This is a genomic window from Mycobacterium sp. (genome assembly GCF_049281135.1).
In the GTDB taxonomy this organism is placed as follows: domain Bacteria; phylum Actinomycetota; class Actinomycetes; order Mycobacteriales; family Mycobacteriaceae; genus Mycobacterium.
This window is the reverse complement of the sequence record NZ_JBAPRN010000445.1, coordinates 1-21,583: the sequence shown is the minus strand read 5'-3', so window position 1 is coordinate 21,583 and position 21,583 is coordinate 1. Positions and strand designations below refer to the sequence as shown.

General features: G+C 62.7%; 15 protein-coding genes. 10 read left to right on the top strand and 5 right to left on the bottom strand.

Annotated features, from left to right (window positions below; genetic code table 11):
- The coding region (locus WAN02_RS18095; protein ID WP_422265623.1) for a multifunctional oxoglutarate decarboxylase/oxoglutarate dehydrogenase thiamine pyrophosphate-binding subunit/dihydrolipoyllysine-residue succinyltransferase subunit at positions 1-3,424 on the top strand (3,424 nt) is incomplete at its 5' end.
- Positions 3,425-3,537: 113 nt separating this feature from the next.
- Here the strand turns inward: WAN02_RS18095 and WAN02_RS18090 are convergent.
- Positions 3,538-6,474, bottom strand: coding sequence for an RND family transporter (locus WAN02_RS18090; protein ID WP_422265622.1), 2,937 nt, complete (start codon positions 6,472-6,474; stop codon positions 3,538-3,540).
- On the bottom strand, positions 6,471-6,704 hold the full coding sequence (locus tag WAN02_RS18085) for an MmpS family transport accessory protein (protein WP_422265621.1): 234 nt from the start codon (positions 6,702-6,704) through the stop codon (positions 6,471-6,473). Before WAN02_RS18085 ends, WAN02_RS18090 begins: the two co-directional genes overlap by 4 nt.
- A 442-nt stretch (positions 6,705-7,146) precedes the next feature.
- Here WAN02_RS18085 and WAN02_RS18080 point away from each other — a divergent pair, with 442 nt between their 5' ends.
- From WAN02_RS18080 to WAN02_RS18060, 5 genes are all read left to right on the top strand, one after another.
- On the top strand, positions 7,147-7,983 hold the full coding sequence (locus tag WAN02_RS18080) for a phthiotriol/phenolphthiotriol dimycocerosates methyltransferase (RefSeq protein WP_422265620.1): 837 nt from the start codon (positions 7,147-7,149) through the stop codon (positions 7,981-7,983).
- Between the two features lie 53 nt (positions 7,984-8,036).
- Positions 8,037-9,404: a cytochrome P450 gene (locus WAN02_RS18075; protein ID WP_422265619.1), complete on the top strand. Its 1,368-nt coding sequence runs from the start codon at positions 8,037-8,039 to the stop codon at positions 9,402-9,404.
- A gap of 30 nt (positions 9,405-9,434) precedes the next feature.
- Positions 9,435-10,241: a phthiotriol/phenolphthiotriol dimycocerosates methyltransferase gene (locus tag WAN02_RS18070; RefSeq protein ID WP_422265618.1), complete on the top strand. Its 807-nt coding sequence runs from the start codon at positions 9,435-9,437 to the stop codon at positions 10,239-10,241.
- 353 nt (positions 10,242-10,594) lie between these two features.
- Positions 10,595-11,953 (top strand): cytochrome P450, encoded by a 1,359-nt coding sequence (locus tag WAN02_RS18065; protein ID WP_422265627.1) that lies wholly within the window; start codon positions 10,595-10,597, stop codon positions 11,951-11,953.
- A 113-nt stretch (positions 11,954-12,066) separates the two neighbouring features.
- Positions 12,067-12,882, top strand: coding sequence for a phthiotriol/phenolphthiotriol dimycocerosates methyltransferase (locus WAN02_RS18060; RefSeq protein WP_422265626.1), 816 nt, complete (start codon positions 12,067-12,069; stop codon positions 12,880-12,882).
- A 21-nt stretch (positions 12,883-12,903) separates the two neighbouring features.
- Here WAN02_RS18060 and WAN02_RS18055 read toward each other — a convergent pair whose 3' ends face one another.
- Positions 12,904-14,397: a flavin-containing monooxygenase gene (locus WAN02_RS18055; protein WP_422265617.1), complete on the bottom strand. Its 1,494-nt coding sequence runs from the start codon at positions 14,395-14,397 to the stop codon at positions 12,904-12,906.
- Positions 14,398-14,571: 174 nt separating this feature from the next.
- Between WAN02_RS18055 and WAN02_RS18050 the strand changes: the two genes are divergently transcribed.
- From WAN02_RS18050 to WAN02_RS18035, 4 genes are all read left to right on the top strand, one after another.
- Entirely contained in the window at positions 14,572-16,113 is a 1,542-nt protein-coding gene (locus tag WAN02_RS18050; RefSeq protein ID WP_422265616.1) for a PE-PPE domain-containing protein, read from the top strand.
- A gap of 350 nt (positions 16,114-16,463) precedes the next feature.
- On the top strand, positions 16,464-17,453 hold the full coding sequence (locus tag WAN02_RS18045) for an AurF N-oxygenase family protein (RefSeq protein ID WP_422265625.1): 990 nt from the start codon (positions 16,464-16,466) through the stop codon (positions 17,451-17,453).
- Positions 17,454-17,606: 153 nt separating this feature from the next.
- Positions 17,607-18,443 (top strand): phthiotriol/phenolphthiotriol dimycocerosates methyltransferase, encoded by an 837-nt coding sequence (locus WAN02_RS18040; protein WP_422265615.1) that lies wholly within the window; start codon positions 17,607-17,609, stop codon positions 18,441-18,443.
- Positions 18,444-18,563: 120 nt separating this feature from the next.
- Positions 18,564-19,901 (top strand): cytochrome P450, encoded by a 1,338-nt coding sequence (locus WAN02_RS18035; protein ID WP_422265614.1) that lies wholly within the window; start codon positions 18,564-18,566, stop codon positions 19,899-19,901.
- Positions 19,902-19,911: 10 nt separating this feature from the next.
- Here the strand turns inward: WAN02_RS18035 and WAN02_RS18030 are convergent, their stop codons facing one another.
- Complete coding sequence (locus WAN02_RS18030) at positions 19,912-20,697, bottom strand: alpha/beta hydrolase (RefSeq protein WP_422265613.1); 786 nt, start codon at positions 20,695-20,697, stop codon at positions 19,912-19,914.
- A gap of 78 nt (positions 20,698-20,775) precedes the next feature.
- Complete coding sequence (locus WAN02_RS18025) at positions 20,776-21,579, bottom strand: SDR family NAD(P)-dependent oxidoreductase (protein WP_422265624.1); 804 nt, start codon at positions 21,577-21,579, stop codon at positions 20,776-20,778.
- Positions 21,580-21,583 lie beyond the last annotated feature (4 nt).

The following is a 21,583-nucleotide window of genomic DNA, read 5'->3' as shown; positions in this document are numbered from 1 at the left end:
GGCACCCACTGCCAAGCCGGCCGGCCCGCCACCCGGCGACGGCGACGAGGTCCAGGTGTTGCGGGGTGCGGCCGCCGCAGTCGTGAAGAACATGTCGATGTCGCTGGAACTTCCGACAGCGACCAGCGTGCGCGCGATCCCCGCCAAGCTGATGATCGACAACCGCGTGGTGATCAACAATCAGCTCAAACGCACTCGCGGCGGAAAGGTTTCGTTCACCCACATCTTGGGCTACGCGCTAGTGCAGGCACTCAAGGCCTTCCCGAACATGAACCGGCACTACGCCGAAGTCGACGGCAAGCCCACCTCGGTCACGCCCGCTCACATCAACCTCGGTCTCGCCATCGACTTGCAGGGCAAGGACGGCAAACGGACATTGGTCGTCGCGGCTATCAAGCGTTGCGAAACCATGAGTTTCGCGCAGTTCGTCGCGGCCTACGAGGACATCGTCCGGCGAGCCCGCGACGGCAAGCTCGCCGCCGAAGACTTTGCCGGCGTGACGATTTCGCTGACCAACCCGGGCACCATCGGCACCGTCCACTCGGTGCCGCGGCTGATGGCAGGCCAGGGAACGATCGTCGGCGTCGGCGCGATGGAGTACCCGGCGGAATTCCAGGGCGCCAGCCCGGAACGCATCGCCGAACTCGGTATCGGCAAGCTGATCACCCTGACCTCGACCTACGACCATCGCATCATCCAGGGCGCGGAATCGGGTGACTTCCTGCGCACCATCCACGAACTGATCCTCGCCGACGATTTCTGGGACGACCTGTTCCGGGAAATGGGCGTGCCCTACTTGCCGATTCGGTGGAGCACCGACAACCCCGACTCGATCGTCGACAAGAACGCGCGCGTGATGGAGTTGATCGCGGCGTACCGCAACCGCGGTCATCTGATGGCCGACATCGATCCGCTTCGGTTGGACAAACTCAGGTTCCGCAGCCACCCCGACCTCGAAGTGATCACTCACGGCCTGACCCTGTGGGATCTCGACCGGGTGTTCAAGGTCAACGGCTTCGCAGGTTCTGAGTACAAGAAGCTTCGCGACATCCTGGGCCTGTTGCGCGACGCCTACTGCCGTCACATCGGCGTCGAGTACACCCATATCCTCGATCCCGAGCAGCTGGCCTGGCTGGAAGACCGCGTCGAGACCAAACATGTCAAACCGACTGTGGCACAACAGAAATACATCCTGAGCAAGCTCAACGCCGCGGAGGCGTTCGAGACCTTCCTGCAGACGAAGTACGTCGGGCAGAAGCGGTTCTCGCTGGAGGGCGCCGAGAGCACCATCCCACTGATGGACGCGGCGATCGACCAGTGCGCCGAGCATGGGCTCGACGAAGTGGTCATCGCGATGCCGCACCGCGGCCGGCTCAACGTGCTGGCCAATATCGTCGGCAAGCCGTACTCCCAGATCTTCAGCGAGTTCGAAGGCAACCTCAACCCAGCCCAGGCGCATGGTTCCGGTGACGTGAAATACCACCTCGGCGCCACTGGCGTATACCTACAGATGTTCGGCGACAACGACATTCAGGTGTCGCTGACCGCGAATCCGTCGCACCTCGAGGCGGTCGACCCGGTGTTGGAGGGTCTGGTCCGGGCCAAACAGGACCTGCTGGACAAGGGCGAGGGCGAACGCGGTAACTCCGTGGTGCCGATGATGCTGCATGGCGACGCCGCCTTCGCCGGTCAAGGTGTGGTCGCCGAGACGCTGAACCTGGCCAAACTGCCCGGCTACCGCGTCGGCGGGACGATCCACATCATCGTCAACAACCAGATCGGCTTCACTACCGCGCCCGAGTATTCGCGATCCAGCGAGTACTGCACCGACGTCGCGAAAATGATTGGCGCACCGATCTTTCATGTCAACGGCGACGACCCGGAAGCCTGTGTGTGGGTGGCCAAGTTGGCCGTCGACTTCCGGCAGAAATTCAAGAAGGACGTCATCATCGACATGTTGTGCTACCGCCGCCGCGGGCACAACGAGGGCGACGACCCGTCCATGACGAACCCATATATGTACGACGTGGTCGACGTCAAGCGCGGCGTCCGCAAGACCTACACCGAAGCGCTGATCGGCCGTGGCGACATCTCGATGAAAGAGGCCGAGGACGCGTTGCGCGACTACCAGGGCCAACTGGAACGGGTGTTCAACGACGTTCGTGAACTCGAGAAGCACGGCGCGCAAGCGAGCATGTCGGTGGAGTCCAACCAGATGCTCGCCGCCGGTCTGGACACCGCAGTGGATAAGGCATTGCTAGCCCGTATCGGTGACGCATTCCTCGCGCTACCAGAGGGATTCGCCGCCCACCCGCGGGTTATTCCAGTGCTGGAGAAGCGGCGGGAGATGGCCTACGAGGGCAAGATCGACTGGGCCTTCGGCGAGTTGCTGGCACTGGGTTCACTTGTGGCCGAAGGCAAATTGATCCGGCTGTCCGGGCAGGACACCCGACGTGGCACCTTCTCGCAACGGCACTCGGTGATCATCGATCGCCAAACCGGCGCAGAATTCACCCCGTTGCAGCTGCTGACCGTCGATAAGGACGGCAACCCGACCGGCGGCAGGTTCATGGTCTTCGACTCGCCGCTGTCGGAGTACGCCGCCGTCGGCTTCGAATACGGTTACACCGTCGGCAACCCGGACGCATTGGTGTTGTGGGAGGGACAGTTCGGCGACTTTGTCAACGGAGCGCAGTCGATCATCGACGAGTTCATCAGCTCCGGCGAGGCGAAGTGGGGCCAGCTGTCCAGCGTGGTGTTGCTGCTACCGCACGGGCATGAAGGGCAGGGCCCCGACCACACCTCCGGCCGCATCGAGCGTTTCCTGCAGTTGTGGGCGGAGGGTTCGATGACGATCGCGGTGCCGTCGACCCCGGCCAACTACTTCCACTTGCTGCGCCGCCACGCCCTCGACGGGGTCCAGCGCCCGTTGATCGTCTTTACGCCAAAGTCGATGCTGCGCAACAAAGCTGCGGTCAGCGACATCAAAGAGTTCACCGAGACCAAGTTCCACTCGGTGCTCGAGGAACCCACCTACGAGGAAGGCATCGGTGACCGCAGCAAGGCGACTCGGATGCTGCTGACCAGCGGCAAGATCTATTACGATCTGGCTGCCCGGAAGGCGAAAGACAACCGGGACGATATTGCGATCGTGCGCATCGAGCAGCTTGCGCCGCTGCCCTGGCACCGGCTCAGCGACACGCTGGACCACTACCCGAATGTCAACCAGTACTTCTGGGTGCAAGAAGAACCGGCCAACCAGGGTGCGTGGCCCCGCTTCGGCTTGGAGCTGCCCGAGCTGTTCCCGGACAAACTGACTGGCATCAAACGGATTTCACGACGCGCCATGTCGGCGCCGTCGTCGGGCTCGTCGAAGGTGCACGCCGTCGAGCAGCAGGAGATCCTCGACGAGGCCTTCCGCTGATCGGTTGAGCGGCGACCGGTTCCGAAAATTTCATCGAGATCGACGGTGGCGAGAAGAACTGCGGGTACGCCGCTCGCTAGCGTCGATCTCGGTCTCTAAAGAGCGCCGCAGGACTAGCGGCGGGACACGTGGTACGCCGTGCCGTTGCCGATCGTCGACAGGGGCGCTGTGACATCGGTTTCCGCCGGTCGCTGGTGAGCGGCGTGGATCGTGTCGGGCTGCCGCCTGATCCGCGGCGGCCGCGACGGGACGTTCATCGGCCACCAGAACCAGCGGCCCAGCATCGCCGCGATGGACGGCATCAGGAACGACCGCACCACCAGTGTGTCGAACAGCAGGCCCAGACCGATGGTGGTGCCCACCTGACCAACGGCCCGGTTGTCGCTGACCATCATCGAGGCCATGGTGAAAGCGAACACCAGGCCCGCGGCCGTCACGACCCTGCCGGTACCACCCATCGCGCGGATGATGCCCGTCTTGATCCCGGCACCGACCTCCTCCTTGAACCGGGCGACCAGTAACAGGTTGTAGTCGGAGCCCACCGCCAACAGGATGATGACGGACATCACCATCACCAGCCAGTGCAACTTGACTCCGATCAGGTATTGCCAGAGCAGCACGGACATCCCGAATGAGGCAGCCAACGACAACGCCACCGTTCCCACGATCACCAACGCCGCCACCAGGCTTCGGGTGATGAGCAGCATGATGATGAAGATCATGCAGAGCGATGAGATACCCGCGATCATGAAGTCGTAGTTCGACGCTTCCCGTAAGTCCTTGAACGTCGCTGCGGTGCCGGCGATGTAAACCTTGGCATCCTCCAGCGCGGTTCCCTTGAGTGACTCGTAGGCAGCCGTCTTGATGACGTCGACGCGCGACATGCCTTCGCCCGTCGCCGGATCCCCCTTGTGCGAGATGATGAAGCGCGCTGCCTTGCCGTCCGGCGACAGGAACAGCTTCTCGACCCGCTGGAAGTCCGGGTTGGAGAAGACCTCGTGCGGCAGGTAGAAGGATTCGTCGGTCTTTGCGGCGTCGAAGTCCTTGCCCATGGCGGTCGCGTCTGCGGTGAGTTCGTCGGCCTGGTCGAACATTCCCGACATGGTGCTGTGCATGGTCAGCACCATGGTCCGCAGGCTCCGCATGGTCTCGATCTGCGGCGGTAGCAGCGCGACGAGTTGGGGCACCACTGCGTCGATGGTGTCCACGTCTTTGCTGAGCTCCCCGAGCTTTTGGCTGAGCTTGTCGACACCGTCGGTGGCGTTGTAGGCCGACCGGATTCCCCAGCAGATGGGGATGTTGTAGCAGTGCGGATCCGCGTAGAAGTAGCTACGCAGCGGCCGGAAGGTGTCGTCGAAATTGGCGATGTCGTCGCGCACCTCGTTGGTGATCGCCACCGTGTCTTTGGTGAGGCCGGCGACGTGATGCGTCGTTCCGACCAGCTGGTTCATCAGAACGTTCACGCGCTCCAGCGATTTGATGGTCCCGCCGAGCTGGTCGGCCAGCTTGGACATGTCATCCAGCCGGCCCTTGGCGACCTGCAAGTTCTGCAGCTGCCCGGCATTCTGCATGCTGAGCAAAAATGGAATCGAGGTGTGCTCGAGCGGAGTGCCCTGCGGCCGCGTAATACTTTGCACCCGAGCGATTCCCTCGACGCGGAAGATGCTCTTGGCCAGTTTGTCCAAGACCAGGAAGTCCGCTGAATTGCGCATATCGTGATCGGACTCGATCATCAACATTTCCGGCATCATTCGCGCCTGCGAGAAATGCCGCTCCGCGGCGGCCATTCCGACGTTGCCGGGTGTGTCCTTGGGTATGTAGTCGCGGTCGACGTAGCTCACCTTGTAACTGGGCAGCGCGAGCAGTCCGACCACGGTGACCGCACACGTCGCGGCGAAAATTGGTGCCGGCCAACGCACAACGGCGGTACCCACTCGCCGCCAACCGCGGACGCTGTGCAGCCGTTTGGGCTCCAGCAGACCGAATCGGCTGCCGACCACGATGACCGCCGGGATCAGAGTCAGCGCCACGGCGACCGCGACCAGCATGCCCACCGCGCAGGGCGCGCCCAGGGTCTGGAAGACCGGCAGCCGGGCAAAGCTGAGGCAGTACGTCGCGCCCGCGATCGTCAGGCCGGACGCCAAAACCACATGTGCGACACCGCGATAGGCGGTGAAATAGGCGGTCGTGCGATCCTCACCGTTGTGGCGCGCCTCGTGATAGCGCCCGATGAAAAAGATTCCGTAGTCGGTGCCCGCCGCGATCGCCAGCGACACCAGGATATTGGTGGCAAAGGTCGACAGTTTGATGACATCGTGCAAAGCAAGGAAGGCGACAACGCCTCGGGCGGCGGCTAGTTCGATGCCGACCATGGTCAGCAGCAGCGCCACCGTGACGAACGATCGATAGACGAAGAGCAACATCACGAAGATCACCACGACCGTGGTCACCAAGATCTTCACGACTGTCTTGTCGCCGCTCGTATTACCGTCGGCCGCAATCGCGGCCGGACCGGTGACGTAGGCCTTCACGCCCTTCGGTGCGGACGTGCTGTCCACTATTTTCCGCACTGCCGCGACGGAATTGTTGGACTTTGTCTCGCCTTGATTGCCAACAAGATTCAGCTGAACGTAAGCGGCCTTGCCGTCGGCACTCTGCGCACCCGCCGAGGTCAGCGGATCTCCCCAGAAGTCCTGGATGTGCTGAACGTGCTTCGGGTCGGACTTCAGCTGGCCGATGAGCGATTCGTAATATCGATGAGCGTCCGGACCGAGAGGTTGGTCACTCTCGAGGACGATCATCGCCATCGCGTCGGAATCCGACTCTTTGAACACCTTTCCGATGCGCGCCATGGCTCTGACCGACGGCGCGTCCTTGGCGCCCATCGATACAGCGTGATCTCGGGCGACCTGCTCGAGCGTGGGAACTGCGAGAGTCACCAGCACCGTGATCGCCAACCATCCGAGAATGATGGGTACCGACAGCCGGCGGACGGTTCGCGCTACGAACGTCCCGGGGATGCGCTCCTCACGAGCATGGTGATTGCTCATGCGCCCTTCGCCAGGCAGTGCGTGTAGGCATTCACGTCGTTCGGAATCCTCTCGGCTTCGACCTGACCGTTCACCACGATCCGGCAGCCAACGCTCTTGTTGTCACTGTGTGCAATAAAGTTACCCATGACGGCCGAAACATTCGTTGTGGTCGGCAAAGACCAGCGTAGTCGCGCCACATCGGCCCGGTGCAGGTCGAAGGTCACATCGAAATAGCCGATGTCTGCCATCGTGCCTCCAGCGAACGCCATCCCTTTCTCCCGTCCCGAACGCCTGTGACCCCCGGTGCGAGAGCGACCAATGAGACGAGTAAACCACGTAGTCCCGAGAACGCATCAGGGGGTTTTCCATGCATTACCTGAGAATTCCACTGGCCTGCCGTAGGGTCTTCACCTGCAGTTATGCCGTCAACTTCGGCGCTTTTCGGGCTGTCCTTTCATCCTGCAAACGCGCCACGCATCGCGCGGTCGGCGCCGGTTGATCATCGCCAAGGACAACGAGAATTGATCCTCCTTGTTGACGCGTCCCGACATCTTGTCTTGCGGCGCTGTTTCGGGCTCGGCCGGCTCGAAATCACCGGCCCCCGTCGTCACTGCGGTTTTCCCGAGCAGCGCTGATCGTCGACTCCAGCCGCGTTGCACCGCGGGCTCACGCGCATGTCATACTGCCGCGATGGCCACCGCGAACCGCCTGACCCGTAGCCCACTAGTTCATCGACTGGTGATAAACCCCTTCGTCTTTCGGTTGATATTCACCTCATTCGCCACCACACGGTTCGCCTCTCAGACTCGCCTGCTCGGCGGCGATGACTGGTTGTTCTTCAACTACGGATACGAAGAAGACCCACCGATGGGTATTCCGCTCGACGCGGCCGACGAACCACACCGGTACTTCATCCAGCTCTATCACCGCACGGCGACCCAGGTGGACCTGAGCGGAAAGCGCGTACTGGAGTGCAGCTGCGGGCATGGCGGCGGGGCCTCGTATCTGGTGCGCACTCAGCGCCCGGCTTCCTACACCGGACTGGACTTGAACCCCGCGGGCATCGAGTTCGCTAAAAACAGGCACCCCCTGCCCAACCTGGATTTCGTGGAGGGCAACGCGCAGGCTCTGCCCTTCGGTGACGAATCCTTCGATGCGCTGGTCAACGTCGAGGCCTCGCACCTCTATCCTGACGTCCCGAAATTCCTGTCCGAAGTGGCGCGGGTGCTGCGCCCGGGCGGTCACTTCCTCTACACCGACTTCCGTCCGCGTTCCGAAGTCGCCGAGTGGGAAGCAGAGCTGGCCAACTCGTCGCTGCGGCAGCTGTCCATGTCGGTGATAGATCAAAATGTGCTGCGCGGCAACGAGAAGAACGCCCCACGCAAACACGAGCGGATCAGCCAGCACGGCGCGGCGATCACCCGTACCTTCGCCCGCTACGCCAGCGACATGACCGACTGGGCATTCAACGGCGCACTGCGCGGCGGTGAGTACACCTACCGCGTGTATTTGTTCACCAAAGACTGAAAACCGCGACGGCGCGCTGAATACTGCTGCCAGAGAACGAGAAAGGGGGACGCATGGCAACGGCGACGACCGACCCGGTACGGCTGCCGCCTGCGCTGCCGTTGCCGAAGATCGTCCAGAGCGTGCTGCTCCTGACCTCGCTGCAGTATTCGGTCGTGCCGCGGCTGAGCAGGCATTATGGCGGCCCGTTCACTATCAGCCTGCCGATCTTCGGCAAGATGGTCGTCCTCCACGACCGCGAGATCGTCAAAGACGTATACAGCACCAGCTTCGATCTGATCGAACGTCCGACCAAGGTTCTCGGCCAGGCTTTCGGGCCCGGATCGACGTTCAGCCTGCTCGGCAAGGAGCACTCAGAGCGGCGAAAGCTGGTGCTGCCCAACTTCTCTGGCAAGCGAGTTAAGAACTACGAGAGCATCGTCGAAGACGAGGTACTGCGCGAAACCGCGAACTGGCCGGAGGGCCAAGAATTCGAGACGCTGGAGACCATGACCCGGCTGACGCTCAACGCGATCATGCGGGCCACGTTCGGCGAGCGCGCCGACGCGCTGGACGAACTTCGAATCGTGATACCGCCGTTGATCACCCTGGGCTCGCTGCTGCAGCGGATGCCGCCTGTCGTGCGACGCGAATACGGTCGGTGGAGCCCGGGCGGCAAGTTGGCAGGCTATCGGCGACGTTTCGACGCGGTGATCGACGAACTCATCGCCGAGGCGCGCGCCGAGTCGTCACTCGACGGTCGCACCGACATGCTCGCACTGCTGTTGCAGGCCCGCTATGAAGACGGCCAACCGATTTCAGATCCCCACATCGCCGACGAACTCCTGACATTGGTAGCCGCCGGCCATGAAACGACCGCCTCGCAATTGGCGTGGGCCGTCGAACGGTTACGCCGCCACCCCGAGGTGATGAAGCGGCTTGCCGAGGAAGTAGACGCCGGCGGATCCGACCTGCGGCAGGCGACCATCTACGAAATACAACGCGTCCGGCCGACAATCGCAGCCTCGCTGCGCACGACGAAGGCCAGAGTCCGGTTGGGCGAGTGGGTTCTTCCCGAAGACACCGGTGTAATGATCGATTTTCAACTCGCGCACGAGTCGGACGTCAACTACACCGACCCGGAAGCGTTCAACCCGGACCGCTTCGTCGGAAACCCGCCGCCGTCGTTCCGCTGGGTGCCGTTTGGCGGCGGCATAAACCGTTGCGTCGGAGCGTCGTTCGCGCATATGGAGATGGATGTCACGCTCAGGACCCTGTTTCGCGAATTCCGCTTCACGCCAACCGATGCGCCTGACGAAAGCCGAAACTTCCGCGGTGTGGCGATTGCTCCGGGCAAGGGCGCACGCGCGGTGGTCTACCGGCGGACGCACGTCGTGCCGAGTGATCGCGACTCCGTGTCGGTCGCCGACCACAGCAGCTGACTCCAGCGCTCGCCTGGCATACTTCCGGGCATGCCCACGACTAAGGAACGCGTCACCGACATCGGCTACCGAGGCTACAAGGCCTTCATGAACAAGGTCTGGTACCCGTTCCTCACCCGTCGGCTCAACACCGAGGACGTCACCTTCCTCAACTACGGCTACGAGGCCGACCCGCCGCTGAACCTTCCGCTGGACGAAAACGACGCGGCCAACCGATACTCGATCAACCTGTACAACCAGGTCGCTTCTCAGATCGACCTCGCCGGCAAGAAGGTGTTGGAGTGCAGCTGCGGCCACGGCGGCGGCGCGTCGTACATCGTGCGCACCTTCAAGCCGGCCGAGTACACCGGGCTGGACTACAACCCGGACGGCGTCGCCTACTGCACCGAGCACCACAAGCTGCCCGGCCTGAACTTCGTGCACGGCAACGCCGAAGACTTGCCGTTCCCGAACAACACCTTCGACGCGATCGTGAATGTCGAAGCCTCGCACGCCTATCCGAACCTGTCGAAGTTCCTGTCCGAGGTCACGCGCGTGCTGAAGCCGGGCGGCAGCCTGCTCTACGCCGACTTCCGTGGCCGTCCCGAATTCCCAGTGTGGGAGGGCGCTCTGAACGCGATGCCGCTGCGCCAGGTGTCCATGCGGGTCATCAACGACGGCGTGATCCGCTCGCTGGATGCCAGCGCACAGCACAAGCTGGACCTGATCAGCGCGCAGCTGCCGAAGTGGTTCCGGCCGTTCGGCCGCCACTTCGCCGGCGTGCCGGGTACCGGGATCTACAACGTGATTGAGAGTGGCGGCGCCGAATACCGGATCTACCACTTCACCAAAGACTGACCGGCGGTCAGGCTATCGCGCGGTCCCGCAACGGGAATCGGCCCGATCCGAGACGGCTCATCGTCGACAACGACCAAATCGGCATTTATCTCCGCACCGATGTCACTGAGTTGCAGACACCCTTCCGAGCAGCCCATCGCCAGCCGTGGCTGAGGGCAGGTGGCGACCAATACGGCTCGATGTTCTGCCACGCCAGACACCGTCTGGGCTGGGCAGCCGCGCCGCTGGTCCCGGCCAGGGCCAAACAGGTCCGCTGGTAGGAATTTCGCGCAAACTTCTCCGAGGTCGCGGTGACCTCGGATACCTTGGGCGGGCCGCGAGACGCGGTCGAATACCAGCCTGGGGGCGACGAGATGGCAGTGGCGACAACGGAGCCAGTTCGGCTACCGCCGAGGCTCCGCCTACCGAAGCTTATCCAGGGCATCGGGTTCGGGCCAGCAAAACATCACATGTTTGGCGCTCTGTACCGACGCTGGGGCACCCCGTTCACCGTCAGATTGCCAGTTCTGGGCCAGGCAGTCGTAGTCAGCGACCGAGCACTGCTCAAGGACCTGTTCACTACCGGCTTCGACCTGATCGAGCGCCCGATCGATCTCCTCATCTTCGGCCCCGGCTCGACGTTCAACCTTCGCGGCGACGAACACCTGACCCGCCGCAAATTGCTGACCCCAGCGTTTCAAGGGAAGCGGCTGAGGAGCTACGAGCACATCGTCGAAGAAGAGGTGATGTGCGAAATCGCAAATTGGCCTGAGGGCCGCGAGTTCGAAACGCTGGAGCCGATGCTGCGCCTCACCCTCAATGCGATCCTGCGTGTTGTCTTCGGCGCCGAGGGCGCCGCACTTGACGAACTTCGCGCTCTGCTGCCAGCAATGGTGACCTTTGGCTCCCGCATGGTCATGCTGCCGCCGGTTGCGCGGCGTGACTTCGGCCGGTGGAGTCCCGGTGGGCGGTTTGAGAATTATCAGCGCCGGTTCGGCGCCATCATCGACTCGCTCATCGCCGATGCGCGAAGCGACCCTGCTTTGGAAACGCGCAGCGACGTACTCGCGCTGCTGGTGCAGGCCCGCTACGAGAACGGTGAGCCGATATCGGATCAGCACATTGGCGATGAGGTGCTGACCTACGTCGGCGCCGGTCATGAGACAACCGCCTCAGAATTGGCCTTTGCGATCGAACGGCTACGCCGCCATCCACAGCTTTTGTCGCGACTGACCGACGAAGTCGACGCCGGCGGATCTCAATTGCGCCATGCAACGATCTGCGAAGCCCTGCGTACTCGGCCCTCCATCGACGGCGCGGTGCGCCGCACCAAGAAACGAGTTCGATTGGGAGAGTGGGTCCTTCCGGAGGGGACCACAATCATTGTGTATAACGAATTGGCTCACACGTCAGAGGAGAACTTTGCTTGCCCGACGGCATTTGACCCGGACCGTTTCGTCGGTGCCAGCCCGCCGGCCTTCAGATGGATCCCCTTCGGTGGGGGCGTACACCGCTGCCCCGGTGCGTCTTTCGCGCACATGGAGATGGATGTCACTCTGCGCACACTGTTGAGGGAATTCCGTTTCGCGCCAACCGATTCGCCGGGCGAACGGCGGCACAACCGTGGTGTGGCATGGGTGCCGGCTCGGGGCGGGCGCGCCATCGTTTACCGGCGAACGAGCTCCGCGTCGAGTGATGCCGGTTCGGTCTCGGTAGCCAACCACGGCGGTTGACGTCCGGGTTTACTCAGCCACGGCACCCCGCGCGCCTGCACCAGCAGCGTGCTGGCGCAGCGAGATTGGTGAAGACCCGCGCCGTGATCTGCTTCCTGGCATACTCCCCGGTTATGCCGGCCACTCATAAGCCTCGCGTCAAGCCTATTGGCACCACTCGGATATCCAAAAAACTGATAAGCAAGTATTGGTACCCCTTCCTTAGCCGCCGACTCGGACTCCATCAGGAGGACGTCACCTTCCTCAACTACGGCTACGAGGAAGATCCACCGATGGGTCTACCACTCGACGAGTCCGACGAGCGGAACCGGTTCAGCATCCAGCTCTATCACCAGACCGCCACGCAGGTCCACCTCAGCGGCAAGAAGGTGCTGGAAGTCAGTTGTGGTCACGGTGGCGGAGCTTCCTACCTGATGCGAACGTTACGTCCCGCTTCCTACACCGGGCTGGATTTCAACCCGGACGGCATCGCATTCTGCCAAGAGAGGCACCAGCTGCCGGGTCTCGATTTCGTGCACGGCGATGCTGAAAGCCTGCCGTTCCCGGACGAATCTTTCGATGCCGTGTTAAATGTCGAAGCCTCGCACGCCTACCCTCGGTTTGACCGCTTCCTCGCCGAAGTCGCGCGCGTGCTGCGCCCGGGAGGAAATTTCCTTTACACCGATCTTCGCGGCCACCAGGAAATTCCGGAATGGGAGGCAGCACTGGCCGATGCTCCGATGCGGCCGCTTTCCGAACGCGTCATCAATCCGGAGGTTCTGCGCGGGTTGGAGATGAATTCGGAGCGGTCTCTTGAACTGATCAGCCATCTGCCCGCGTTGTTCCGCCCCTTCGGCCGGTTGTTCGCCGGTGTGCCAGGCACGGTGATATACCGCGAACTACAACGGGGGCGGAACTCGTACCGGATGTATAGCTTCGTCAAGGATTAAGGCGGCGTCAATCACGAAGCGTCAGACTATTGCGTAGTCAGACATCGGGAACGTCTCTTGCTCCTTCACGGCACTACGCACCGATGTCGGACGGAACAGTGGCGCTTCGCCTTTACCGGTGTGGTTCCTGAACCAGTAGGACCGGGAAGTCACGCAGTTGCCGAGCTCGAACGCGGAGTCTTTCATCAGCGTCGTCATCCGTTGGAGGAAGCGGGCGTTGGCGTCTTCGGTGACCTCGAAGGTGTGGGCGCCGCGCTGCTGAATTTCACCGAACAGCCGTTCCATGTGGCGCATCTGGTATTCCACGGTGTTGAACCAGGACAAACCCACCCAAGCGTACGGGCTGGCCATCGACAGGAAGTTCGGAAAGCCGGGCATCGAGATACCTTCGTAGGCCTGGAATTGGGTTTCCCGCCACCACTTTCCGAGATTCTTGCCGTCCCGTCCGATCACCTCGATCGCGGGCAGATTGGCCTCCCAGACGTCGAATCCGGTTGCCAGAACCAGGGTGTCGATCAGGCGCTTGGTGCCGTCGTTGGCGACGATGCCGTCGGGTTCGATCCGGTCGATGCCGTTGGTCTCCAGATGCACATGGGATTTGGTGAACGCCCGGTAGAAGTCGTTGGAGATGGTGGGCCGCTTGCAACCGAAGTCGAAGTCGGGATCCAGTTTTCGTGACAGTTCCCGGTTGCGCACCAGCAGCAGCCGGTACAGCCTCGAGAACTGCGAGATGGCTTTGTTGAAAACCTTGAAGTACCGGTACTTCCACATCGTGATGACCATGGAGAATTCCAGAATGGCGTCGGTGTACCAGCGCAGCAGGCGCTGGGTTGCCGGGAATCGCGCGAAAACTCGTTGCACCGCAGGGAAGAACTTGACGTCGAACTTCGGCAGCACCCAGATCGGTGTGCGTTGATACACCGTCAACTCGGCGACTTCCTTCGCCAACTCCGGAACGACTTGCACACCGGTGGAGCCGGTTCCGATCACCGCGGCCCGACGGCCGGTGAGCGAGAAGTCGTCATCCCAGGCGGCGGTGTGAATGATGCGCCCGCCGAACGTTTCGATACCGGCAATGTCCGGCATCTTCGGCTGGCACAGGAAGCCGGTTGCGGCGATCAGGAACTGCGTGCTCAGGGTCTCGCCGCCGGCCAGCGCAACCCGCCACACCTGGGCGTCCTCGTCCCACCTGGCACCCTCGACGGTGGTGTTGAACCGCATGAAACGGCGCACGTTGTATTTCTCGGCCACGTGCACGGCGTAGTGCTTGAGCTCAGCGCCCGGCGCATACATCCGGGACCAGTAGGGGTTCGGCTCGAACCGGTAGGAGAACGTGGGTGACGGCTGATCGACCGACAGACCGGGGTAATGGTTGACGTGCCACGTTCCACCCAGATCGTCTTCACGGTCGAGAATCACGATGTTCTCGTAGCCAAGGCTGCTCAGCTGGATCGCGGCGCCGATTCCGCCGAAACCCGCCCCCACGATGATCACATCGAATTGCTGCTCGCCCATAAGAACTAAACGGTACCTGCTGCCCCACCAACGGTGAAACGACGCCGAGAGTGACTCGGGCGGCGCACGCTGGCCTTCGGGCGCTGGACGACCGTCAATTAGATCAATGTCCAACAGTATTGGGGTGTTTCGAGTACGGTCCCGAAATCAGCTCGGAGATTTCGAAGGACTCACATGCGTTGCCTCCGCCGTCGTTGCCACGTCAGCGTCGTGTGCGCGATCGCAGTGGGAGGTCTCGTCGCGGCTCCTGCGGAGACCTCACCCGCGCACCTGATCCAAACCCGTGACATACGGCTCGTCGACTCCGCGGATTCGTTACTCGGCGACGGGGCGGCGCTGGTCATCGGCGGCAGCGGCATCCCTCTGCCGCCGGAAAGATACGTGGACGCCGCTGACACCTTGTATCTCGCGCCGCGCGGCTTCACCGGATCGCCGCAGGCCCTCGACACGCCGGAGGGCTTCTACCCCACCACCGGTGTCAACAGCCTGACCGCCGACACTTCCGAAGCCCAGGGATCGAAGATCCTGGACGCCGCGATCCTGGGTCAGATCGCCACCGGGAAGGTCGACGCCGACAACCCCGTGGTGGTGTTCGGCTACTCGCAGAGCTCCGCGTTCTCGTCGATGACGATGCAGCAACTCGAAAGCCAAGGTGTCCCCAGCGACGACGTGCATTTCGTACTGGTCGGCGACACCGCCGCTCCAGACGGCGGGTTGGTGGAGCGCTTCGACCCTCCCGGCAGCGACCTTTCGGTCCCGAGCTTCGGCATCACGTTCGGCGACCCGACTCCGGCCGATCTCTACCCGACCGACATTTACACGCTCGAATACGACGGCTTCGCCGATTTCCCGCAGTACCCGATCAATCCGATCGCCGACCTCAACGCGTTTGCGGGGATGATCTACGAGCACCTCACCTACCTGGGTCTGGACTCCGATCAGATTCGGAATGCTGTGCCCCTGGACACGGTGGGCGACACCCTCACCAACTACTACATGATTCCCGTTGACGACCTTCCGCTGCTGGATCCGCTACGGCTGATTCCAATCGTGGGAAACCCGCTGGCAGATCTGCTGCAACCGGACATGAAGGTGCTGGTCGATCTGGGGTACGGCAGCATCACCGATGGTTGGAGCCAGGGCCCGGCGAACGTGCCGACCCCGTTCGAGCTGTTCCCGACGGACATCAACTGGCAGGACGTTGGCACTGCGCTGGTGAACGGCGTGCCGCAAGGCATCCAGGCTGCGATCGCGGACCTGGAGAATCCGGACAACTACCAAATCCCGTCATTGCTGGACGATCCGACGTTGGCGCCACTGGTAGACGCCGCCTTCACGTCTGGGCTCATCGACACCCTGCAACCGACGTCGCAGGAGCTCACCCAGGCGCTGCTGGGCGGTAGTTTCCCGCTGTCCGATGCGACCCTGCTCTCGCCACCGGCCGACATCATCAATGACCTGAGCGCCACCCTGTCGGCTGATTACGCGGCGTTGTTGCCGATTGCCGACACCGTCAACGCGTTGACGACCTCGCTGCCCTCGTTCGACGTGAGCGTCTTCCTGGATCAGCTCGAGGCCGGCAATCTGATCGCCGCGATCGGTGACCCGATCGCGGCGGACGTCGCGCTGGTCCCGTTCGCGGTCTTCCTGGGTTTGGGTCCGATCGCCGACGCCATCGAGGGCACCCTGCTCAATATCACGGGGTTGATCCCGTAGCCTAAGACCCGAACGGCCAAATAACGGTCAGCGCGTGTGTACTGTCTAATGGAAATTGGCTGTTCGAGGGGCACAAATAACGCTGATCTCAAGTCAGCCGGGGCGTAGAGATAGTCATGAGAATGAGGCCGTTCCGTTCCAGGCCTTTCACTCTTACCCGGTAAGCTTCGGACGCAACTGTGCCCGTGGAACGCATGTGCAGAAACGTTGCATGCTGAGCTGAGCCGGAGGGAGGCCTCGGTTTGCCGGTCGCACTGGGCAATATCCTCTTCGTGCTGGGCGCCGTCCTCTCGGTGAGCCTGCTGGTCCTGTTTGCTCTGAACCGGACCGTCAAGCGGTTGAAACGCAATATGGATGTCAGCGCCGACACCGACTACGCCGCCACCCTGACGAGTCTCTCCGAAGCTTCCGTTCGGCACTTCAATCCATACACCGACGTCGACTGGGAAGCGCCGGTATTCACGGTCACCAAGAACGACCCGCGCTGGGTGCTGTCGACGTCAGATCCGTTGGGAAGCCACCCGTGGTACCAGTCCCAACCGCTGGAGAAGCGGGTTGCGATCGGTATGTGGCGTCAGGCCAACATGGCCAAGGTCGGTACGCAGTTCGAGGGCATTCTGGTTCGCGGCCTGCTGCACTACGCGTTCTGGGTGCCGAACGGTTCACCCGAATACCGATACTGCGTGCACGAATCCATCGAGGAATGCAGCCACAGCCTGATGTTCCAAGAGATCGTCAACCGCATCGGCGTTGACGTTCCGGGCATGCCACGTTGGCTGCGCATGCTGTCGCCGCTCGTCCCGTTCTACGCGGGCCCGTTCCCGAATGCCTTTTTCTTCGGGGTATTGGCCGGTGAAGTGCCCTTCGACTACTTGCAGACGAATCTGTTGCGGGAGCCCGAGCCGCGGTCGGTCCACCCGATCATGCAGGACCTGATAGCGATTCACGTCGCCGAAGAGGCCCGCCACATCTCGTTCGCGCATGAATACCTGCACCGGCGTGTGCCGCGTCTGGCGTGGTTCACCCGATTCTGGTTATCGCTGTATGCGCCTATGGTGATGCGGATGCTGGGGCAGGCAATGGTCGTGCCACCGCGCCGCTTCTTCCGGCAGTTCGACATCCCGCGATCGGTTCGCAGGGAGCTTTATTCCGGCGCACCGGACTCGCGCCAGACGCTGCGCAACATGTTCGGCGATGTCCGAATGCTGTGTGACGAACTGGGGTTGATGAATCCCCTCGCGCTGATGATGTGGCGTATGTGCAAAATCAACGGTCCCGCGTCGCGGTATCGCAGTGAGCCGCAACGCGCGAACCTGCCGAGCCCGGCAAACGCAGCCTAAATCCCCTGCCGCACAACACATCAGGTGATTACAAGGTCACCTTTTGTTGGCATGCCGTCTAATTCGCGAATTGACGAGCGGCGCAACCGTTCGCATCGCATGGAAACAGGCATGCCACAACAAGCACACGTGGCCTTATGCGATACTTCCTGCATGGTTCGTAGCCCTTCATTGGACAACGTCGGCGCAAGTCTCGTCTACCGCATCGGGTCGACCGCGACGTACAAAAAACTCTTCCGCTATTGGTACCCCCTGATGACCAAGCGGCTGAACCAGCAAGACGATGTTCAGTTCCTGAACTGGGGCTACGAGGAGGACCCGCCACTCGGGCTGCCGCTCGACCCGGCCGACGAGCCCAACCGGTACAGCATCCAGCTCTACCATCAGACCGCGACCCAGGACGGCGTCGACCTCGCCGGCAAGAAGGTCTTGGAGTGCAGCTCCGGCCACGGCGGTGGTGCCTCTTATCTGTCCCGCACGCTGAAGCCGGCCTCCTACACCGGTCTCGACTTCAACGCGGCCGGAGTCGAATTCTGCAAGGAGCGACACAAGGTGCCGGGCCTGGACTTCGTGCACGGCGACGCCGAGAACCTGCCGTTCCCGGACGAATCCTTTGACGCGGTGGTCAACGTCGAGGCCTCACACATCTACCCGCACTTCGACCGCTTCCTCAGCGAGGTCAAGCGGGTGCTGCGCCCGGGCGGGCACTTCCTCCACGTGGACTTCCGCAACCGCGACAATTTTCCGTCGTGGGAGTCGGACCTGGCGAACTCGGGTCTGCGGCAGGTCTCGTCGCGGGTCATTAACCAGGAGGTGCTGCGCGGCCTCAAGAAGAACTCGGCCCGTTCGAACGAGATCATCAACACTCGCCTGCCGGCCTTTCTGCGCAAGTTCGGCCGCGAATTCGCCGTGGTCGACGGTTCATGGTTCTACAACGACCTGGAACGCGGCGAAATCGACTACCGCGCATACCATCTCACGAAGGACTGACATTCGTATCGGTCGCACGCGGGTGCAGGCGCGCCCGCTGCGATCGGCCCTGCAGACATCTGAACGCGTAAGCGTCGTGAGTTACGCTTTCCGCGGCAACTGGCTATCAGCCAGCAGGTCTTGACGAGGGGGTTCGGCCAGATGACGTTGGCCCGCCGGCTGCGATTCCGTACCAGCCTGATGAAGGTCGGCGTCGACGGCGCACTCGGGGTGGCACGGGACAAAGCCACCTCGTACGGCTACTCGTTGACCGGCCGGAAAACGGCGCCCACCACCGACTTCGACCCGTTCTCGGCGCAGATCATGCACAATCCGTACCCGGGCTATCAGTCCTTGCTGACGGGCACTGAGGTGCCCAACGTCTGGTACAACCGCAAGCGCGGCATCTGGATCATCGCCGGCTATGACGATGTGCGAAAAGCCTTGCGCGACAACGAGGAATTGTCGTCGGCGCAGAGCCAAAGCCGATTCCGCGTCTACCTGCCGTCGATGAACGCGGCCGACCCGCCCGAGCACACACGGCTGCGCAAATTCGTCTCCCGCGCTTTCACTGCGCGCGCAATGACGGCCTGGCAGACCAACATCAACGAAGTCGCCGACGAACTCGTCGACACCGTGATCGCCCAGGGCCACACCGAGGCGGTCACCGAACTCGCCAAACCGCTGCCGACCCGGCTGATCGCCAGGATGCTGGGCATTCCGCAGCAGGATCAGCCGCAGTTCGTGGCATGGTCGGATGACATGGTCGCGGGGGCCTTCGCGCCGTTGACCCCGCACGGCATGAGGCTCTCCGCGCGCTCAGGAAGCGCGACCGCGGCCATGCGCCGCAGCCTCGACCCGCTGATCGCGCAGCGACGCCTCGACCCAGGTGACGACCTGATCTCGATGATGACTCCCGCCGACGCCGACGACGTGCTCACCGACGACGAGATCTTTTGGAGCGCAGCGATGTTGATCGGTGCCGGCAGCGAGACGACAACGAATATGTTGTCGGGGTTGTTGCTGACGCTGGCTCAGCGGCCCGAGCTTTATGCCCGGCTGCGCGCCCACCCCGAGTTGATTCCGGCCGCGGTCGAGGAGCAGTTGCGGATGGGCTCTCCGGTGCAGGGGTTCTATCGCACCGCAACCCGCGACTACCCCGTCGGCGGCGAGACGATTCCGGCCGGCGCGCGCGTGCTGCTGTTGTTCGCCGCCGCCAACCGCGACCCGCGCCACTATCAGGATCCGGACACCTTCGACCTCGACCGGAATCCAACCGACCACCTCGCGTTCGGCGGCGGTGTCCACTACTGCCTTGGTGTGCCGCTGACCCGGCTGGAAGGCGCTCGGGTGTTTTCCCAACTGCTGCCCAGGGTCGAGGAGATCCGTCTCGCCGGGGACTATCGCTACCTCGACAACCCGACGATGCGCGGGCTGGAGCACCTTCCGCTGGAGTTGATACCCGCCAAAGGCGCCTGACCGGCGCGGCTCAAAGCCCGCGCCGGCTGAGCCAGCTGTCGATTCGCTCGGCGACGGCGGCCCACCCGGGCTCGAGCATCATGTTGTGTCCCATGTCGGGAAAGAACTCCGCCTCGGTGCCGTAGGCCCGGGCAGTGGCGAGAATTTCCTTGCGGGTGTGTGCGCCGTCCTCGTCGGCCCCGAGCACCAGTATCGGCGCAGTAACACGCTTGGGTCGGGGCAGGCGCAACAGCAGACAGTCGATGCCGATCCGCGAACTGTCCTCTTGCAGTCGCGCGGCGTACTTACGAACGTCGGCTTCCGGTGTGTGCGGCGAGAAGAATCGCTCGCGAGCCAATCGCGGCGGGGTGATGTACGGCAACGCTTTACCGGTGATCGTCATCTTGGCGAAATCCGATGGGCTTTGCCGGATCCAGCGTAGAGCATTGCCGAGGTTTCCCTGTGGCGGGATGGACGTCATCAAAACACCGGCCGGGGCGTCGTAGCGCTCCAGATACTTCTGAACAATCAGACCGCCCATCGAGTGACCGATGATCACCGGCCGGCTGGGCAGCCGCTCAGCAACCGAGCGAACGTCGTCGATATAGTCGGCAACCGAACAGACCCGCAACGGCTTGTCACTCGGGCTCTCGCCATGACCGCGGAAGCTCAACGCCACTGCGCGGTAACCTTTGTCGGCAAAATAGCTGAGGAAATTCTCGTCCCAACACCATGCCGCGTGCCACGCCCCGTGCACGAAGAGCAGCGGTACAGGGTGCGCCTCACTGACGCTGCCCTTTTCGATCACCTCGAGCACCGCGTTAGCCTATCTGTCCACTCAACCGGAACCCGACAGTGTCCAATAATCCGTATACCGCGCGTTTTTGCGACGCCGTCAATTCAGTTTCTTGCGGGCGCGCCGCGCGAGCAACGGCATCAGCTGCTCGTGTGGCGCAAAGCGACAACACGCCGCGACGAGCCGATTTGCCCGCCCCGGGACCACCCGGCACTTACCCGCGTCCAAACCGTCGATCGCGGCGCGCGCGACTTCGTCAGCGGACTTCCACATGAAGCTGGGCAGCGTTGCGGCGCGCTCACCCTCGCTGAAACCGGCTACCACATCAAATCCGGTGTCGACCGGTCCCGGACACAATGCGCTTGCAACGACACCGCTGCCGCGCAGCTCGCTGCGCAGACTTTCGGTATAAGACAACACAAATGCTTTGGCGGCGCCATACGCGGCATGCCCGGGCAGCGGGTAGAAGCCGGCCAACGACGACACGTTCAGCACGGCGCCCCGGCCTCGCTCCACCATTCCCGGTAGAAATCTGCTGCACAGGTCCACGACGGCGGCGACATCGACCTCGACGAGGTTAAGTTGTTGTTCTGGAACCGATTTCGCTACCGTGGAACGCTTCGTCAAGCCCGCGTTGTTGATCAAAATATCCGGAGTCAGGCCCAGCGCCTCGATACGGCCAACCAGCCCGGCGCGATCGTCTCGGTTGGACAAGTCGGCGGGTAGCACATGCGTCGCAGGACTCAAGCTCCCGGCAAGTGCTTGCAGGCGGTCGGTGCGTCGAGCCACCAACACCAGCCGATGGCCACGCCGCGCCAATTCCACGGCGATGGCCTCGCCAATACCCGACGACGCGCCGGTGACGACTGCCGCGCGAGTTTCTGCTGGTGCCGGAAGGGACACGCGG

What these genes read in the sequence shown, in the direction of transcription:
- WAN02_RS18050 (WP_422265616.1), top strand. Translation starts at nt 14,572, where the DNA reads ATGCGTTGCCTCCGCCGTCGTTGCCACGTCAGCGTCGTGTGCGCGATC.
- WAN02_RS18080 (WP_422265620.1), top strand. Translation starts at nt 7,147, where the DNA reads ATGGCCACCGCGAACCGCCTGACCCGTAGCCCACTAGTTCATCGACTG.
- WAN02_RS18040 (WP_422265615.1), top strand. Translation starts at nt 17,607, where the DNA reads ATGGTTCGTAGCCCTTCATTGGACAACGTCGGCGCAAGTCTCGTCTAC.
- WAN02_RS18085 (WP_422265621.1), bottom strand. Translation starts at nt 6,704, where the DNA reads ATGGCAGACATCGGCTATTTCGATGTGACCTTCGACCTGCACCGGGCC.
- WAN02_RS18060 (WP_422265626.1), top strand. Translation starts at nt 12,067, where the DNA reads ATGCCGGCCACTCATAAGCCTCGCGTCAAGCCTATTGGCACCACTCGG.
- WAN02_RS18070 (WP_422265618.1), top strand. Translation starts at nt 9,435, where the DNA reads ATGCCCACGACTAAGGAACGCGTCACCGACATCGGCTACCGAGGCTAC.
- WAN02_RS18065 (WP_422265627.1), top strand. Translation starts at nt 10,595, where the DNA reads ATGGCAGTGGCGACAACGGAGCCAGTTCGGCTACCGCCGAGGCTCCGC.
- WAN02_RS18090 (WP_422265622.1), bottom strand. Translation starts at nt 6,474, where the DNA reads ATGAGCAATCACCATGCTCGTGAGGAGCGCATCCCCGGGACGTTCGTA.
- WAN02_RS18045 (WP_422265625.1), top strand. Translation starts at nt 16,464, where the DNA reads ATGGATGTCAGCGCCGACACCGACTACGCCGCCACCCTGACGAGTCTC.
- WAN02_RS18055 (WP_422265617.1), bottom strand. Translation starts at nt 14,397, where the DNA reads ATGGGCGAGCAGCAATTCGATGTGATCATCGTGGGGGCGGGTTTCGGC.
- WAN02_RS18075 (WP_422265619.1), top strand. Translation starts at nt 8,037, where the DNA reads ATGGCAACGGCGACGACCGACCCGGTACGGCTGCCGCCTGCGCTGCCG.